The following is a 17,285-nucleotide window of genomic DNA, read 5'->3' as shown; positions in this document are numbered from 1 at the left end:
TATTTCCCGGATCGTAGCCGGGGCTGCGCGGGAACAAGTCGCCACGCGATCCGGGGCGGTAGCCGACCACGGTGCCAGCGGAGGCAGGCTCAGCTTGCGCGACGGGCGCAACCGCCCATGATGATGGCTTTCTTTACCAGCGATGCCCTGCAGTACTTAACGGAGCATCTTCAGTCTGATGCAAGCCGATGAGCATGGCTGTAAACCACATATCGACCCGCGCGCAGAAACCCCACCAACGTCATTCCGCATCCCGTCGCCAGGTCCACTGCCAATGCCGTCGGCGCCGACATCGCGGCCAGCAGCGGGATGCCGGCCGTCGCGGCCTTCGCCACCATCTCGTAGCTCGCGCGGCTGGTGACCAGCGCGAAGCCCGATGCCGGATCGACACCTTCGCGCTGCATGGCGCCGATCAACTTGTCCAGCGCGTTGTGGCGCCCGACATCCTCGCGGACCAGGACCAGCGAGCCATCCACCCTCGCCCATGCCGCCGCGTGGATCGCGCCGGTGGCCGCATTCAACGGCTGCCGCTGCTCGATCTGGCGCAGCGCCACCTCCAGCGCGGAAGATGCAATGGCACTCCCCTGCCCCACGGCCGCAGGTTGTCTGACCACATCCTCCAGATGCCGGTGACCGCAGATGCCGCAGCCACTGCGGCCTGGCAGCCAGCGCTGCGGATCCAAGGCGCGTGCAGGCAAGGGATCGCGTGTGCGGAGATCCAACTGGATGCCCTCCAGCAACGACTGCAGGACCACCGAAACGAGATCGGCCGGCCCCAGCCCGAGTTCGGTCAGCGCGAAGCCGTGCGCGAAATCCTCCAGGTCGCACGGCGACACCATCATCACCGCCAACGGCTCGCCGTTGCAGTGGATCGCCAGCGGAACCTCCTCGGCCACCTGGTCACGGCGCACGGCCGACACGCCGCCGGCGACATCGACGACCTCGCGCCAAGCCACTCCGTCGACGCGATCAGCCGGCATGGACGGCCGGATCGTCGAGCTTGCTCACCATGACGGGAATCGACTTGTAGGCCGGCGTGCCCGAGTGCGGATCGTGGCTGTCCAACGGCACCAGCCGGTTGCCTTCCGGGTAGTACATCGCCGCCGAGCCGCGCGGCAGGTCGTATTCGACTGCGATGAAGCCCGAGAGCCGGCGCACGGCGTCACCGACGCGCGATTCCACTTCGATCCGGTCGCCCGACTGCAGGCCACGCGCCCGCATGTCGTTGCGGTTGAGGAACACCACGTCGCGCCGCCCACTGACGCCGCGGTAGCGGTCGTCGAAGCCGTAGATGGTGGTGTTGTACTGATCGTGCGAACGCACCGTGGTCAGCGTCAGCAAGGCGTCCCCGTCACCTGCCGGATCCTCGCCCAGCCCGGGCGCGACCAGGAAACGCGCCTTGCCCGCCGCGCCCCAGTCGCGCTCCGATGCGCCGATGTACAGCCGGAACCCACCCGGCTCGCGCACGCGCCGGTTGAAATCCCTGAAGATGGGGAACACCGCTTCGATATCGTCGCGGATGCGGTCGTAATCGCCGACCAGCCCATCCCAGTCCACCTTCGTCTGCGGCAGCGTGGCCTTGGCGATGCCGGCGACGATGGCGGGTTCGGACAGCAGGTGCTCGGACGCCGGCGGCAACCCGCCCTGCGAGGCGTGCACCATCGACATCGAATCCTCCACCGTCACCGATTGCAGGCCGCTGGCCTGCACATCGCGCTCGGTGCGGCCCAGGCACGGCAGCAGGAACGCCTGCCGGGCGGGGATCAGGTGCGAGCGGTTCAACTTGGTGGCGATATGCACGGCCAGGTCAAGATTGCGCATCGCCGGGATCGTGGTGTCCGGGTCCGGCATCGCCACGGCCAGGTTGCCGCCCATGCAGACGAGCGCACGCGAGCGCCCGTCGCGGATGGCACGCACGGCGTCCACCGCATCGTGGCCATGGGTGAGCGGAAACGCGAAGCCGTAACGCTGCCTGATGGCATCGACCAGCGCCTGCGTCGGCTTTTCCGTGATGCCCACCGTGCGGTCGCCCTGCACGTTGGAGTGACCGCGGATCGGTGCGATGCCGGCGCCGGGCTTGCCGATGTTCCCGCGCAGCAACAACAGGTTGGCCATCTGCTGCACATTCTGCGTGCCGCGGCGGTGCTGGGTCATGCCCATGCCGTAGCAGAGGATCACCCGCTCGGCCTGCGCATAGAGGCGTGCGGCCGCGGCGATGTCGTCGCGCGACAGGCCCGACTGCGCCACCACGTCGTCCCACGACGTCTGTGCCAGGTCGTCGCGAAGCGCGTCCAGGCCCTCGGTGTGTTCGGCGATGAAAGCATGGTCCAGCACGCCGGCACCGCCGGCAGCCAGATCCGCCGCGTCGGCCTCCAGCAGCCACTTCATCATGCCTTTCAGCAGCGCCAGGTCGCCGCCGATCTTCACCTGGTAATAGGTCTGGGCGATCGGGGTGGCGGTGTTGGTCAGCATCTCCCCGGGATGCTGTGGCGAGGTGAAGCGCTCCAGGCCGCGTTCGCGCAGCGGATTCACCGCCACGATGGGCACGCCCCGCTTCGATACCTCGCGCAGCGTGGACAGCATGCGCGGGTGGTTGGTGCCGGGATTGTGGCCGAAGCTGAAAAGCGCGTCGCACAGGGCGAAATCGTCCAGCGTCACCGTGCCCTTGCCCACGCCGATGGATGCGGGCAGCCCCACGCTGGTGGCCTCGTGGCACATGTTGGAGCAGTCGGGGAAGTTGTTGGTGCCATACTCGCGCACCATCAGCTGGTACAGGAAGGCGGCCTCGTTGGACGTGCGGCCGGAGGTGTAGAACTCGGCCATGTCGGGATGCGGCAACGCCCGCAGCGCCGCGCCGATGCGGGCGAAGGCTTCGTCCCAGCCGATCGGCACGTAGCGGTCCGCATCGGCGTCGTACGCCATCGGATGCGTCAGCCGGCCTTCGTCCTCCAGCGCGTGGTCGCTCCATTCCCACAGTTCCGCCAGCGTGTGGCGTGCGAAGAAGTCCGGAGTCGCGCGCTTGCCGGTGGCTTCCCACGACACCGCCTTGGCACCGTTCTCGCAGAACTCGAACGACGAGGTGTGCTGCGGATCCGGCCAGGCGCAGCCCGGGCAGTCGAAACCGGTGGGCTGGTTGACGCGTCGCAGGGCGGCGGTTTCGCGGCCGACCGCCATCTGGCCCTTCACCGCGCGTGCGACGGCGGCGAGTGCGCCCCATCCGCCGGCTGCGCCGTCGTACTCGTCGATGCCCGGGACCTTGCGCTCACTCATCGGATCCCTGCCCTTGCGTGCCGGAGAAAGAGACGCCTGCAGGATACCCGATGGCTTCGCACGGCATGCATGCGTCATGCATGCGTGGCGCCCGTGAACCGGACGCTCAGCATCGGGTTGCTAGCATGTGGACCTCCCCTGCCCCGGTACCGCCTGCCTCCCGTGATCCGCCTCCTGCTTCCGCTCACTGCCCTGCTCGCCAGCGTTGCGCTGCTGCTGGGTGGAAATGGCCTGCTTGGAACGCTGCTGGCCATGCGCAGCCAGGCGGAAGGTTGGGGCGAGCGCACGACGGGCCTCGTGATGTCGGGCTACTTCGTTGGCTTCTTCCTGGGTACGTTCACGGCGCCGCCTCTGATCCGGCGCGTTGGCCACATCCGTGCTTTCGCGTTCCATGCCGCGCTCGCGGCGGCGGCGGTGCTGGTGTACCCGCTGTGGAGGGAGCCTGTCGGGTGGATGCTGCTGCGCGTGGTCACCGGCATGTCGCTGGTCGGACTGTGCACGGTGATCGAAAGCTGGTTGAACGCGCAGGCCGCGCCCGAGCATCGCAGCCGCGTGTTTGGCGTGTACATGGTGGTCTCGCTGCTCGCCCTGGCGGCCGGCCAGCTGTTGCTCGACCTGCAGCCTCCGCGCAGCCCGGTGCTGTTCAGCGTCGTGGCGATCCTGTTCGCGCTGGCCATCCTGCCGGTCAGCGCGACACGGCTTTCGCCGCCGGTGATGACCGTCGCTCCGAAGGTGCACCTGCTGGAGATCTGCCGGGCAGCGCCGAGTGCGGCCGCCGGCGCGGTGCTCGCCGGCCTGGCGCTGGGCGCGTTCTGGGGCATGGGCGCCGTGTATGCGGCCTCGCTGGGGCTGGATCGCGCAGGCGTCGGTACCTTCATGGCCGTGAGCATCATCGGCGGCGCCGCCCTGCAGTTGCCGATCGGCCGCCTGTCCGATCGTGGCGACCGCCGCAGCACGTTGGCGCTGGTCGCCGCCGCAGGCGCGGCTACCGCCCTGCTCGCGCTGCGCTTCGAGAGTCAGGCGCACGCCCTGTTCTTCCTGTTCGGCGGTCTGGCATTCGCGCTGTATCCCCTGGCCGTCGCGCACCTGCTGGATCGTCTGCCGGGCGAACAGCTGCTCGCAGGCTGCAGTGCGTTGCTGCTGCTCAACGGCATCGGCGCCGCGATCGGGCCCGCCGTGGCCGGTGCGCTGATGCAGCGCTTCGGTGCGGAGGCACTGCCGCTGTTCTTCGCCTGCACCTTGGGCCTGTTGGCACTGGTGGCCGGCGGCCGCCGCCTGTTCAAGGCGCGCCGGCTGCTGCATCCAGGCCGGTTCCACCCCATGCTGCGCACCACGCCGACCGCGCTGGAGATGCTGCCGGAGATTCCCGATACGGCCGACCACGGACGCGGGGAACCGGCGCGGAATTGATCCCGATCAATGCGGGGGAAGATGCGGCGCCCTAGCCTGTGCCGCATGGGCAAAGTCTCCCCTTCCCCCCTGTTCGATGCGGACCTGCTGCGGCGCTACGACACGCCGGGCCCCCGCTACACCTCCTATCCGACCGCGCCGCAGTTCAGCGGCAACTTCGGTGCACAGCAGTTGCGCGAGCATGCGCGGGCGAGCAACCAGCAGGAACACGCGCGGCCGCTGTCGCTGTACGTGCACATCCCGTTCTGCACCAGTCCGTGCTTCTACTGCGGCTGCAACCGCGTGATCACCCGCGACAAGGCCCGCGGCGAGGTTTACCTGGACTACCTGTACCGCGAGATCGCGCGGATGGCGCCGCTGTTCGACAGTGGCCGTCCCGTGGTCCAGCTGCACTTTGGTGGCGGCACACCGAATTTCCTTACCCCGGCCCAGATCGCGGACTGCGTGGCCGAACTGCGCAGCCAGTTCAGCTTCGCACCGCGCGAGACGATGGATTTTTCCATCGAGCTGGATCCGCGCTTCGTCACGCCGGATGACATCGCCGAACTCGCGAAGGTGGGCTTCAACCGGGCCAGCCTGGGCGTGCAGGATTTCGACCCGAAGGTACAGAAGGCGGTCAACCGCGAGCAGAGCGTGGAGGACACGCTGGCCATCGTGGCCGCGTGCCGCGAGCACGGCATGCGGTCGGTCAACATCGACCTGATCTACGGCCTGCCCAAGCAGACCCGCGAAGGCTTCGAGCGCACGCTGGACATCGTGGTGCAGGCGCGTGCGGACCGCATCGCCGTGTACAGCTATGCGCACCTGCCGCAGCTGTTCAAGCCGCAGCAGCGCATCGTGCTGGAGGATCTGCCCAGCGCGGAGGACAAGCTGGCGCTGCTGCAGTGCGCGATCGAGCGCCTGGGCGCGGCCGGCTACGTGTACATCGGCATGGACCATTTCGCGCTGCCGGAGGACGAACTGGCGCGCGCGCAGGCACGCGGCGACCTGCACCGCAACTTCATGGGCTACACCACCCATGCCGACAGCGACCTGATCGGGTTCGGCGTGAGCGCCATCAGCCACATCGGCGACAGCTTCAGCCAGAACCCGCGCGACATCGCCAGCTGGGAACGCGCCATCGACGACGGTCGCCTGCCGGTCTGGCGCGGGATGCCGCTGGACCGTGACGACGTGCTGCGCGCGGAGGTCATTCAGGAATTGATGTGCCACGGGCGACTGGACTACGCACGCGTGGGACGGCGCTATGGCATCGACTTCGCGGAGTACTTCGCCGACGCCCTGCCCCGCCTGCAGGCGCTGGCCGACGACGGCCTGCTGACCTTCACGCGGGTGGGTTTCCAGGCCACGGCCAAGGGCCGCCTGCTGCTGCGCGTGATCGCGATGTGCTTCGACCGCTACCTGCCGGCCACGCCCGCCCCCGACGCGCCCCGGTTCTCCCGCACGGTCTGATCCGGCCGACGCCGACGTTCAGCGGCAGGCGTCGTGGACGCGGTCGTCCAGGCGACGGCTGGTGGCGAAGTCCCGGCGCAGCCCCAACCGCGCGTGCGCCCTGTCGCGGGCCTGCCGCGCGCGTTCGCAGGCGGCCGGGTCGCGATACAGCGAGATCACCGCGCCCTGGGCCGCCGCGCCACGGCGTGGCCTGTGGTCAGCACGTCGGCTAACGGTTGGGTGTGGCTGCTCCGCCACGCGGGCCGCAATGGGGCGGGTGTCCGTCTGCGCAGAGGGTTTGTCCGGATACTCGCGCCTCCATTCCGTGTGCTGCGTGGCCGGGCATGGACTGGCCTGGTAGTGCGCCTGGCCGGCGTGGTCGCGGCACTTGTAGACGGGATCGCTGCCCCACGTGGACGAGCCCAATGCGATGAGCACGCAGGCCAGCAGCAGGCGTCCTGCAGGGGCATGGGAGCGGGACATGGCGCGTTCCTTGAGGGCGGGCACGCAGGATCGCGTGGATCATCCGGGCGTGGCATCGGCGCACACCGCATGCGGGCATCGGATTTCTCCGCGCATTCACTGCGCCATCACCCCCTGCCATGCGAGAACCGCGTCATTCCATTGCAGGAGCAACACCATGACCAGCGCCTATCTGTACCTCAACGCGGCGATCTACCTGCTGCTGGCCGTGTGGTGCACGCTGGCACCCGCGCGCACCGCCGCGGCCGTCGGCTACGCATCGCTGACGCGGTCCGGGCAGACCGAGTATCTGACCATCTACGGTGGCCTGCAGCTGGGCCTTGCCTTCCTGTTCGCGTGGTTCGCCTGGACCCAGCAGATGCGCACGGGCCTGGTCCTGGCGATGGCGCTCTACCTGCCCATCGTGCTGTTCCGCAGCGTCGCCCTGCTGCGCTGGTGGCCGGTGGAAACCGCTACGCTCGCGCTCGCGGTGACCGAGTGGCTGATGCTGGCGGCGGCCTTTGGGTTGTGGTGGCAGGGCCGGTCCGTCTGAACCAGGCGCGGCGAGCGCGCCTCAGAAGTTGATCGGAACGCGCGCGGTGAGCGTCAGGTCCGGCGTGTCACGGGTGACGCCCACGCCGAGCGCGACGTTCAACGACATGCGGTCGCTGAAGCGGTACGTGCCGCCCAGCAGCAAGGTGCCCAGCGTGGTGCGCACCGCACCGGCGACTTCCCGCCCGTCCTGCTTGGTCTTGCCGACGATGCTCTGGTCGTAGCCGATGCTGATGGCGGCCTTCTCGTTCAACGCCAGGCCCATGCCCAGATTGAAGCCGATGATGTCGCCGGCCTTGATGTCGCCCAGGAATTCGGTCTGCCCGCCCAGCACGCGGCGCGAGACGTTGCTGCGCTTGAAGTTGTGCAGGTAGCTGAAGCTGCCGAAGAACACCACCGGGTCGGAGGGATACAGCCAGGTCAGGCCGGGCTGTACCGCGTTGAAGCCACTGCCTGTCGGCAGGTCCAGCGGCAGGCCGGTGCCGGTCGTGTTGGCCACGCAGCGGGTCACGCAATCGGTGGTCACGTCGAACAGGTCCTGTCCCGTCCTGCTCTTGTAACGCAGCCAGGCGATGTAGAACGGCTTGTCGGGGCCGCCGCGGTTGAGCTGGTAGCGGCCGGTGACTTCCACGTCGCCGATGCCGCTGCCGCGCGCGTTGAACACGCGGTCCTGCGCCGAGCCGGTGAAGATCTCGCGGCTGACGGTGTCGCTGTGGATGTAAACGTACGGCACCTTGGCTTCCACCTCCATGCGCCGGCTCACGCCATAGCGGCCGGTCAGCGTGGCCACGGCGGTGGTGGTCTTCACCTGGCGCACGTCGATCAGGCCGATCAGGATGGCCGGGATGATGGTGTAGCCCACCAGGGCGACGCGGTCGTTGGCCGAATAGCCGTACTGCAGGGCCGGCTCCAGCACCAGTTTGTTCTTGGGCGTCAGCACGCCGGGCTGGTCGAAGATCTGCGCCACTTCCGGCGGGCGCGAGTCGCTTTCGGGCGCCTGCCCCACGCGCTGCGGCGCCTGCGTGCCGTCCGTCTGCTGCGCAGGCGCACCGGCCTGCGCGACCTGCACGCCCTGGCCGGCGGATGCGACCGGCGCAACGGCAGCGGACGCAGGTGGCGGCGAGGGACCGACCACCATGTAGGTGGGCTCGGGCGCCGGCGTGTCGCGGAAGGTCGGCGCCTGGTTCAGCGACGGCACGATGACCGGCGCCGGCGCGCCGCGTGCGCGTGCATTGGCCAGGATTTCCTCGTTCAGCGCATTCTGCAGGCTGAAGATCTGCTGCTCCTGCGCCAGCATCGCCTCGCGCATCTGCTGCAGGCGCTGGGTCTGTTCGTTGAGCTGCCGCTGCAGCGCGTCCAGGCGTGCGTCGGCGGTGATTTCGTAGGGCTGCAGGGGGACCGGCGATACTGGAGGGGCGGGATCGACCCCCACCTGCGCCCTCGCCTGTCCGGCCTGCACGCCCAGCCCCACGGCAAGCGCCAGCGGTGCCACTTCGATCAGAGACGTCCCTTTCATGGTGTTCCCCTTCGTGTGCGTGGAGGACGGCGTGCGGATCAGGGGCCGCCCGGCGCGCGGATCAGCGCATCGGTCAGCGCGCCGTTGGCATTGAGGCTCTGGTAGGCGCCCAGCGTGTCCACGCCCACTTCGATGCGGGTGAGCGTGCGGATGTCCTGGTCGTCCAGCGTGTTCTGGATGACCAGCCCGCCGGCGACCTGGGCCGGATCGAAGCGGTTGCCCTCGCCGATCTGCACCACCATGCCGCGGTTGAAGTCGGCCAGGGCCTGGGCCTGCTCGGGCGTGATGCGCGCCACGTCGGGAATCTGCACGGCGATGCGCGCGGTCAGTTCGCCATTGAGGAACACCACGCGCTCGATGCCGAACGACAGCATCATGCCCGACGGCATCTGGAAGCCGCCGCGCATCTGCGCCAGCCGCGCCGGATCCACCGGCTGCCATTCGGTGCCCAGTTCGCCACCCTGCCCGCGCGCGCCAGAGGGAACCAGCAGTACCGCCAGCAGCAGCGCCAGGCGAAGGGCCGGGTGTCGTCTTGCGTCCATGTCAGATGTCTCCTGGACCGCGCCGGGGCACGGTGACGTTGCGCAGGCCGTCGCGCTGGATTCCCATGTCGAGCGGCGCCGGAGGAGCGGTCTGCCAGTCACGGGCCTGGTTGAAGCGGGCGCGTTGGCGCTGGTTGTGCACCACGAACATCACCCGGTTGTCCCACAGCGCTTCGAAGCGCGAGCGCGGCATCGCGCGCGTGCCCCGTGCCGGATCGCCCAACAGCACGCGGCCGTCGCGCAGCCCCTTCACCACGACGAAGTGGCGGTAGCCGCGATCGTTGAGCAGCACGATCGCCGGGACGTTCTCCTGCTGCAGCTTGTCCAGCGGAAGCTCGAAGCCATCCGCCTCGTAGCCCTTCGAGCGCAGGTAGCGGCGCATGTCCAGCAGCGAGAAGCCTTCCTTGCGGATGCGCGCCTGGTCGCCGTTGTTGTACATCTGCACGAACACGTCCACTTCGCTGACCGGATGGCCGTACTGGTGCGTCAGCAGCGTGGCCGTGGCCGCGGAGCCGCAGCTGAAGTCGTACTGCTGCGGCAACGTGGTCTTGAAGCGCGCTTCCTTCAGGCTGGTCAGGCGGACGTTGTAGGCGCCGCCGGGCACGCGCACGTCGCTGGTCGCGGCCGACGCGCCGCCCAGTACGGCGAACGCGCAGGCCAGTGCCGCGTAGGCAGGCCATCGCCAGGACCGGACGCGACGTTTCATTGCGGGCCGCCGGCGAAGTCGACGGTCACGATCATCGCGTTCTGGATCAGCACGTTGCTGCCGGAATTCTGGATGACCGTGTTGATGCCGCTGGCGTTGCTGAAGGCGCCGTCGGCGATGCTGTTGGTGCCGCTGGTGATGTGGTGCGCCGTGTTGTCGTCCACGGAACCATCGACATTGATGAGGTTCTCGGTCTGGCTGCCGTCGCCTCCCCGCAGGGCGGACAGCCGGTCCACCGCGACGGCGTGGCCCAGTTCGCTGACCGCCACGACCGGGAGCTCCGGTACGGGGGATTCGAGCACGAGTACGGGTGCCTGTGCGGCGCCGGTCGCGATGCCGTCTTCGGCCGAAGCGGCGAACGCCAGGACGAGCAATCCACAGGTTGCGATGCGCAACCCGGCCTGTTGGTGCGTATGCATGGTCAGTCTCCCTTGCCATGCGTCCACCGTGCGGCCTCAAGGCGCCCCGCCGCGAAGCGGGGCGCCCGACGTCCGCGCGGAGCGCCCCGGCCGTACGGGCCGGGACGCCGGCGGATCGCTTATGGGCCTACGGTCAGGTTGGCTTGGACGGTGATGCCCTGCTGGATCAGCGAGGCCATGCCGCTGTTCTGCGCCGCCACCATGATGCCGGCCGCCGACTGCCCGACGCTCGTCATGTTGTTGGACATGTCGAACGCACCCGCGTCGACCGCGACCGAACCGCCTGCGCCGCCGGCTCCGCCGGTCGCGCCGTTGCCCACGCCGCCGTTGCCGTCACCGCCGTTGCCGTCGCCGCCGTTGCCGACGCCGCCCGCACCACCGGTCGCACCCACCGCACCACTGGCGCCGTTGCCGGCCGTGGCGTCGCCATTGCTGGCACTGGACGACGCGCCGCCGTTGGTGGCATCGCCGTTGCTGGCATCGCCGCCGTCGCCGCCGTTGCCTGCGGTCGCGGTCACGCTGCCGCCGGCCCCGCCCCAGCCATTGCCTGCACCACCGGTGCCGGTGGCATCGCCACCCGTGCCGGAGCCTGCACCGCCGGTGCCGGAGCCGTCGCCGCCCGTACCCGTGCCGTCGCCCGAGGTGCCCGCACCCGCGGTCGCCGTGCTGGCGCCACCGGTCGCAGTCGCGTCGCCCGAGGTCCCGGCACCGCCGGTGGCCGTGCCGTCGCCGCTGGTCCCGTCACCGTTGCCGCGCTCGCGCACGTTGCCGCTGCCCGCACCGGCGTCGCCACCCGAGGCCCCCGCAATGGAACCGGTGTCGCCGCTCATGCTGCCGGCATCGCCGCCGGACGCACCACTGGCCCCGCCGCCGTCACCGCCCCAGCCGCCGGCATCGCCGCCGCGGCCGCGACCGTCGCCGGCCGTCGCGTTGCCGTCCGCGCCCCATCCCTGGCCGTCGCCGCCATTGGCGCCACCGGTATCGTTGGCGTTGCCGCCGCGGCCGCCGTTGCCCGCAGTCGCATCACCGATGGTGGCGCTGCCGTTGGACGAGTCGCCCGCGGTCGCGCTGCCGTTGTTGGCATCGCCACCACTGCCGCCGCTGCCACCGTTGCCGCCATCGCCGCCGTCACCGCCATTGCCGGTGCCGCCGGCCGCGCTTCCGCCGTATCCCTTGCCGCCGTAGCCGGCACCGCCTTTGCCGCCGTCACCGCCATTGGCGTCGCCCCAGTTCTGCGCGACGTTGCCGATGTCGTGCACGGTGACGCCCGACACCGAGCCCATGAGCTTGGTTTCGGCGACCGCCTTGCTGTGGTTGAAGGAGTTGGAGAAGGTGGATGTGGCCGTGCTGCCGTTGTTCGCGGCGGTCGAGCCGAATCCTTCCGCATTGGCGCGCCCCCGGTTGTCGCGGTTGTCGCCGTCGTGGGAGCTGTTGTCGCTGTGATCGGAATTGTCGGAGTTGTCCGAGTTGTCCGAGTTGTCGCTGTTGTCCGTGTTGGTGCTGTTGTTGCTCATGTCCACAGCGAGGTTGACAAGGATGTCGTCACCCCGTCCGCTCTCGTTGTTGGTCTGTTGCGCGAGTGCCTGTCCCGTCGTACCGAGTGCCAGCAGTACCGCCGAAGCGATCAGTGTCTTGCGAATGCACATGTTGATTCTCCTTGTGGTCGATCCGGAGCCCAGGGGAAGCCCCTAAAGAGCGACGCGGGTCACGTTTGCACGGGAATCGTTAGGCGTATCCGCCTCAGGCGTTAAATTTTCGTTCCGGCACGCGCCGCTCGTCCGCAGGCGGACCGGGCCTGTCATGAGCGCATGGGAGGTGGCCGGACGCGTCCGGCGTGGACGTTGTGCCGCTACCAGGCGGAGCCGCGGAGCAGGCCGGCAAGGCGTGCGCCAAGCCAGACCAGCGCCAGACCGCCCACCAGGGTGACGGCCAGATACGCAGGCACCAGGCCCTGCCGGTCACTGCGCGCGAACAGCAGGCATTCCACCATCAGCGCCGAGTACGTGGTCAGAGCGCCCAGCACACCCACCATCAGGAATGCACGCCAGTACAGCGCCGAGGGGCCGCGCGATTCCAGCCAGATCGCCAGGAAACCGGCCGCGAACGAGCCGATCATGTTCACGGCGAACGTCCCCCACGGGAACCCGCTGCCGAGGTGCCGCATCAACACGCCGCCTAGCCAGAAGCGCGCGGCGGCACCCAGCGCGCCGCCGGCCATCACCAGCCCCAGTTGCTGCCACCATACCCAGGCCTGTACCGGCATGCGTCGTGCTCCTGTCCGCTCAGTCTTCGCGCCCGGACGCGCGGCGCGCCTGCACGCGCGCCTCACGCAGGCGGTCGAGTTTTTCCTTGAGCTTGATCTCCAGCCCGCGTTCGACCGGCGCGTAGTAGATGCGCTCGCCCATCGCATCCGGGAACGCCGTCTGGTCCAGCGCGATGCCGCCCTCGGCATCGTGGTCGTACTGGTAGCCGGTGCCGTAGCCCAGCGACTTCATCAGCTTGGTCGGCGCGTTGCGCAGGTGCATGGGCACCTCCTGCGTGCCGTGCTCGCGCACGTCGGCCTTGGCGGCGTTGAACGCCCTGTAGCCGGCATTCGACTTGGCGGTGCTGGCCAGGTAGATCACCAGCTGCGCCAGCGCCAGGTCGCCTTCCGGACTGCCCAGGCGCTCGTACGTATCCCAGGCATCGATCGCCATCTGCAGGGCGCGCGGATCGGCCAGGCCGATGTCCTCCACCGCCATGCGCGTCATCCTGCGTGCCAGGTAGGACGGATCGCAGCCGCCATCCAGCATGCGCGCCAGCCAGTACACCGCGCCATCGGGATTGGAACTGCGTACCGACTTGTGCAGCGCGGAGATCTGGTCGTAGAACTGTTCTCCGCCCTTGTCGAAGCGTCGCGTCCGGTCGGCCAGCACCTGCACCAGCGTCTGCGGCGTGATGCGTCCGCCTTCGTCGGCCGCCAGCTCGGCGGCGATCTCCAGCAGGGTGAGCGCGCGCCGCACGTCGCCGTCTGCGGCGGCAGCGATCTCGAGCAGCGCGGCGTCATCGACCTGCAGGCCCAGGCCGCCGAGTCCATGCTCCGCGTCATCCAGCGCGGCCTGCAGCGCCTGACGGATGTCGTCGGGCGAAACGGCTTCCATCACGTGCACGCGGCAGCGCGACAGCAGCGCGGAATTCAGTTCGAACGAGGGATTCTCGGTGGTCGCACCGACGAAGATGATGGTGCCGCGCTCGATGTGCGGCAGGAACGCATCCTGCTGCGCCTTGTTGAAGCGATGCACCTCGTCCACGAACAACACCGTGCGCCGCCCGCTGGCGAAGCGCTGCGCGGCCTCGGCCAGTACCTGCCGCACTTCCGGCAGCCCGGACAGCACGGCGGAGATCGCCTTGAACTCGGCGTCCGCGTAGCGTGCCAGCAGCAGTGACAGCGTGGTCTTGCCGCAGCCCGGCGGGCCCCACAGGATCATGGAGTGCACGCGGCCGCTTTCCACGGCGCGGCGCAGCGCACTGCCCGGCGCGAGCAGCCGGCGCTGGCCCACCATGTCGTCCAGCGTGCGCGGACGCATCCGCTCGGCGAGCGGGCGCAGCGTTTCGTTGTCGACGCTCAACAGGTCGGTCGACGGTTCCAGGGGCGTTTTCGATCGGGCCACGGCCCATTGTAGCGGCGCCGGGCAGAAGCCGCGGCGCACGCAATCATCGGCGGCGGCTCACCACGCCCGATGCACGATCATGTCCGCATGCGGGGGCGGCGTTGCATGCGCCCGCCAGAATGCGTTCGGGCTTACGGGCCGCCGACCACGTCCACACCCTTCGCGGGCGCGTACTTGAACGTGCCCGTCGCAAACGCCGGGTTGCGCTTCCAGCCGGAGAACCGGATCTCGGTGCGCTGGCCTACGGCGTCCTTCACTTCCATGCTGACCAGCGTCCCGTTGGCGAACGCCAGGCGGGCAGTCTGGAAGCTGGCCTCGCCTTCGTTCTTGGGCGTGAGGGTGAGCCACTGCACACCACCCTGCCCGGCTGCTTCGGCGACCTTGAACTGTCGGTCCAGCTTGCTGGGGTCGATCAGCGCCGCCAGCGGGCTGTTTTCTTCTTCAATGCCCTGTTCGCGTACGGTCGCCTGCTGCAGGTCGGGGTCGTAGACCCACACCTGCTTGCCGTCGGCGACGATCAGTTGCTCGTACGGCGCGTTGTACTCCCAGCGGAACAGGCGTGGCGCGGACAGCGCAACGCGGCCATTCGAGGTTTCCTTGAGCTTGCCGCCTCCGTCGTAGACCTTCTGGGTGAACTGGCCATCCAGGCCTTTCAGGCCGGTGGTGAACGTCTTCAGCTCATCGCGCGCACCGGCGAGCGCGGTGGTCGCGAACAGGGCCGTGGCAAGGAGGGCGTAGCGGGCGGTACGGAGCATGGGCGTTCCGGTTGTGGGGACGTGGTGAGGAGTGTGCCGTGGCGAAACTGAACAGGCTGCAGACCACGGGCGGCCCCAACCCCGTCCATTCAGGCGGCGTCAGCGCGGCGGAGGCGGCGCCAGCACCTGGCGGTCGCCGTTGTGTTCCGGCGGACTGACCACGCCCGCGGCTTCCATGGCTTCGATCAAGCGCGCGGCGCGGTTGTAGCCGATCTTCAGGCGGCGCTGTACCCCCGATATCGAGGCCCGGCGGCTCTCCGTGACGATCTTCACCGCCTCGTCGTACAGCGGATCGGACTCGTCGCCGCCACCGCCGCCGGACTCCGGCAGGCCGGTCGGACCGACGACGATGCCATCGCCCATGGTCTGGACTTCCTCCAGCACGCCTTCGATGTAGTCCGCGCTGCCGCTGGCCTTGAGATGCTCGACGACGCGATGCACTTCCTCGTCGCTGACGAAGGCGCCGTGGATGCGTTCCGGCATCGCGGTACCCGGCGGCAGGTACAGCATGTCGCCGTGGCCAAGCAGCGTTTCCGCGCCGGACTGGTCCAGGATCGTGCGCGAATCGATCTTCGAGCTGACCTGAAAGGCGATGCGGGTGGGGATATTGGCCTTGATCAGGCCGGTGATGACGTCGACCGACGGACGCTGCGTGGCCAGGATCAGGTGGATGCCGGCGGCGCGTGCCTTCTGCGCCAGGCGGGCGATCAGCTCCTCGACCTTCTTGCCGACGATCATCATCATGTCGGCGAATTCGTCGATGAAGATGACGATGAACGGCATCGGCTCGAGCGGGCGCGGCGCCTCGGCCAGATCGGGATTCGGCTTGAACAGCGGGTCCATCAACGGCTGGCCCGCATCCATCGCGTCCTTGACCTTCTTGTTGAAGCCGGCCAGGTTGCGCACGCCCACCGCACTCATCAGCTTGTAGCGGCGCTCCATCTCCGCCACGCACCAGCGCAGGCCGTTGGCGGCCTCCTTCATGTCGGTGACCACCGGCGCGAGCAGATGCGGGATGCCCTGGTAGACGCTGAGCTCCAGCATCTTCGGGTCGATCATCAGCATGCGCAGGTCTTTCGGCGAGGCCTTGTACAGCAGGCTCAGCACCATCGCGTTGACCGCCACCGACTTGCCCGAGCCGGTGGTGCCGGCGACCAGCAGGTGCGGCATGCGTGCCAGGTCGGCCACGGTCGGGCGGCCGGCGATGTCCTTGCCCAGCGCCAGCGTGAGGACGCTGCCGGACTTGTCGTATTCCTTCGAACGCAGCAGTTCGGACAGGAAGATCATCTCGCGGCTGGTGTTGGGGATCTCCAGGCCGATCACCGACTTGCCGGGAATCACGTCGACCACGCGCACCGATTTCACCGACAGACCGCGGGCGATGTCCTTGTCCAGCGAGCTGATCTGGCTGACCTTCACGCCCGGCGCGGGCTCCATCTCGAAGCGGGTGATCACCGGGCCCGGATAGGCGCCGACCACCTGGGCGTCGATGCGGAAATCCTTGAGCTTGAACTCGATCTGCCGCGACAGCGTTTCCAGGGTCTCTTCCGAGTACCCCTTGGTCTGCGGCTTCGGATCGTCCAGCAGCGACAGCGGCGGCAGGCCGGATTCGTCGCCGCCGGTACCGTGGAACAGCGGGATCTGCTGCTCGCGCTTGGCACGTTCGCTCTTCTCGACGACCGCCGGCGCCGGCGGTTCGATCTTCACCGGCTCGCGTTTGGCGCGCGCGATGGCGTCGGTCTTGCGGACGGTCTCGCGTTCCTCGCGCATGGCGCGGGTCTGCTGCCACTCGTTGGCCTGCTGGCTGCCGCGGCGGAACAGGTCCGGCAGCATCAGCACGTACTTGCCGATCCGCTCCATCACGGCGAACCACGACAGGCCGGTCGCCAGTGTCACCGAGGTCAGGAACAGCACGAGCAGGAACAGGTTGCCGCCCAGCCCGCCGAACAGCTTCAGCAGCGACTTGCCGACCAGCGTACCGAGGATGCCGCCGGCACCGGCCGAAAAATGTTCCGCCGGCACGCCGCGCAGGTGCAGCAGGCCGGTGGCGGAGATCAGGAAGCCCACCATGCCGATCAGGCGCAGCGCCGGGCCGAGGTCGGCTTCGCCATCACCGTCGGTATCCATGCCGAACAGCGCGATCCAGGCTACCGCGCCCAGGATCAACGGCAGCAGGAAGGCGACGTAGCCGAACAGCCACAACAGCATGTCGGCCAGGTAGGCGCCGGCCAGTCCGCCCATGTTGTGGACCGGCGCCGTCAGGCTGCCCGCCTGCGACCAACTGGGGTCCTGAGGCGAAAACGTGAAGAGGCTGGCCAGCAGATAAAGCAGCAGCGGCGCGATGGCGATCAGCGCCAGATCGCGCCACAGGCGCTGCCTGCGCGGGTTCGGCGGTGACGCCTGCCTGCGCGCGGCGGCGTTGCCGCCCTTGGATTTGCCGTTGTCCGGGAGCTGCTTCGCCACCTTGGGACCAGACCTTAGGAAATTTCTGTTAGTGATTGATAGTAAACGAATCGTCAGTACGGCAACAGCGGTCCGTTCTCACCGTGGGTCTGCCCGGATAGCAAAAACG

General features: G+C 68.7%; 15 protein-coding genes. 3 read left to right on the top strand and 12 right to left on the bottom strand.

The genetic code is table 11. The features are described from left to right. Positions 1-170: 170 nt before the first annotated feature. Together fdhD and IAE60_RS12505 are read right to left on the bottom strand one after the other, a co-directional pair. Positions 171-980 carry a formate dehydrogenase accessory sulfurtransferase FdhD gene (gene fdhD / locus IAE60_RS12510; protein ID WP_187572492.1) on the bottom strand — a complete coding sequence of 270 codons (810 nt, stop codon included), beginning with the start codon at positions 978-980 and terminating at the stop codon, positions 171-173. Beyond that, a complete protein-coding gene (locus tag IAE60_RS12505) occupies positions 970-3,270 on the bottom strand; it encodes an FdhF/YdeP family oxidoreductase (protein ID WP_187572491.1) in 2,301 nt (766 codons plus the stop codon). Before IAE60_RS12505 ends, fdhD begins: the two co-directional genes overlap by 11 nt. Positions 3,271-3,444: 174 nt before the next feature. Here IAE60_RS12505 and IAE60_RS12500 point away from each other — a divergent pair, with 174 nt between their 5' ends. Together IAE60_RS12500 and hemN are read left to right on the top strand one after the other, a co-directional pair. Then, positions 3,445-4,680 (top strand): MFS transporter, encoded by a 1,236-nt coding sequence (locus tag IAE60_RS12500; RefSeq protein WP_187574749.1) that lies wholly within the window; start codon positions 3,445-3,447, stop codon positions 4,678-4,680. A 45-nt stretch (positions 4,681-4,725) separates the two neighbouring features. After that, complete coding sequence (gene hemN / locus IAE60_RS12495; RefSeq protein ID WP_187572490.1) at positions 4,726-6,132, top strand: oxygen-independent coproporphyrinogen III oxidase; 1,407 nt, start codon at positions 4,726-4,728, stop codon at positions 6,130-6,132. Between the two features lie 18 nt (positions 6,133-6,150). Here hemN and IAE60_RS12490 read toward each other — a convergent pair whose 3' ends face one another. Continuing rightward, positions 6,151-6,594 (bottom strand): DUF4124 domain-containing protein, encoded by a 444-nt coding sequence (locus tag IAE60_RS12490; RefSeq protein WP_187572489.1) that lies wholly within the window; start codon positions 6,592-6,594, stop codon positions 6,151-6,153. A 157-nt stretch (positions 6,595-6,751) separates the two neighbouring features. On the opposite strand from IAE60_RS12490, the gene IAE60_RS12485 reads away from it, so the two are divergent. Further along, positions 6,752-7,126, top strand: a complete 375-nt coding sequence (locus IAE60_RS12485) for a DUF4345 domain-containing protein (RefSeq protein ID WP_187572488.1) — start codon at positions 6,752-6,754, stop codon at positions 7,124-7,126. Between the two features lie 21 nt (positions 7,127-7,147). Here IAE60_RS12485 and IAE60_RS12480 read toward each other — a convergent pair whose 3' ends face one another. From IAE60_RS12480 to IAE60_RS12440, 9 genes are all read right to left on the bottom strand, one after another. Beyond that, complete coding sequence (locus IAE60_RS12480) at positions 7,148-8,641, bottom strand: transporter (protein ID WP_244966567.1); 1,494 nt, start codon at positions 8,639-8,641, stop codon at positions 7,148-7,150. Between the two features lie 38 nt (positions 8,642-8,679). Continuing rightward, a complete protein-coding gene (locus IAE60_RS12475) occupies positions 8,680-9,183 on the bottom strand; it encodes a hypothetical protein (protein WP_162109341.1) in 504 nt (167 codons plus the stop codon). Position 9,184: 1 nt separating this feature from the next. Beyond that, positions 9,185-9,889: a C39 family peptidase gene (locus IAE60_RS12470; protein WP_162109340.1), complete on the bottom strand. Its 705-nt coding sequence runs from the start codon at positions 9,887-9,889 to the stop codon at positions 9,185-9,187. Next, positions 9,886-10,308: a hypothetical protein gene (locus IAE60_RS18835; protein ID WP_187572487.1), complete on the bottom strand. Its 423-nt coding sequence runs from the start codon at positions 10,306-10,308 to the stop codon at positions 9,886-9,888. Before IAE60_RS18835 ends, IAE60_RS12470 begins: the two co-directional genes overlap by 4 nt. A gap of 119 nt (positions 10,309-10,427) precedes the next feature. After that, positions 10,428-11,954: a hypothetical protein gene (locus tag IAE60_RS18935; protein ID WP_202923495.1), complete on the bottom strand. Its 1,527-nt coding sequence runs from the start codon at positions 11,952-11,954 to the stop codon at positions 10,428-10,430. Between the two features lie 203 nt (positions 11,955-12,157). Continuing rightward, on the bottom strand, positions 12,158-12,571 hold the full coding sequence (gene crcB, locus IAE60_RS12455) for a fluoride efflux transporter CrcB (protein ID WP_185896085.1): 414 nt from the start codon (positions 12,569-12,571) through the stop codon (positions 12,158-12,160). A 19-nt stretch (positions 12,572-12,590) separates the two neighbouring features. Beyond that, entirely contained in the window at positions 12,591-13,958 is a 1,368-nt protein-coding gene (locus tag IAE60_RS12450; RefSeq protein WP_187572486.1) for a replication-associated recombination protein A, read from the bottom strand. Positions 13,959-14,089: 131 nt separating this feature from the next. Beyond that, on the bottom strand, positions 14,090-14,713 hold the full coding sequence (lolA, locus tag IAE60_RS12445) for an outer membrane lipoprotein periplasmic chaperone LolA (RefSeq protein WP_187572485.1): 624 nt from the start codon (positions 14,711-14,713) through the stop codon (positions 14,090-14,092). A 99-nt stretch (positions 14,714-14,812) separates the two neighbouring features. Beyond that, positions 14,813-17,176 (bottom strand): DNA translocase FtsK, encoded by a 2,364-nt coding sequence (locus tag IAE60_RS12440; protein WP_187572484.1) that lies wholly within the window; start codon positions 17,174-17,176, stop codon positions 14,813-14,815. Positions 17,177-17,285 lie beyond the last annotated feature (109 nt).

Origin of the sequence: Pseudoxanthomonas mexicana (assembly GCF_014397415.1) — a bacterium.
GTDB classification, from domain to species: domain Bacteria; phylum Pseudomonadota; class Gammaproteobacteria; order Xanthomonadales; family Xanthomonadaceae; genus Pseudoxanthomonas_A; species Pseudoxanthomonas_A mexicana.
Note: the sequence above shows the minus strand (reverse complement) of the source record. Positions and strands in the feature narration are given on the sequence as shown.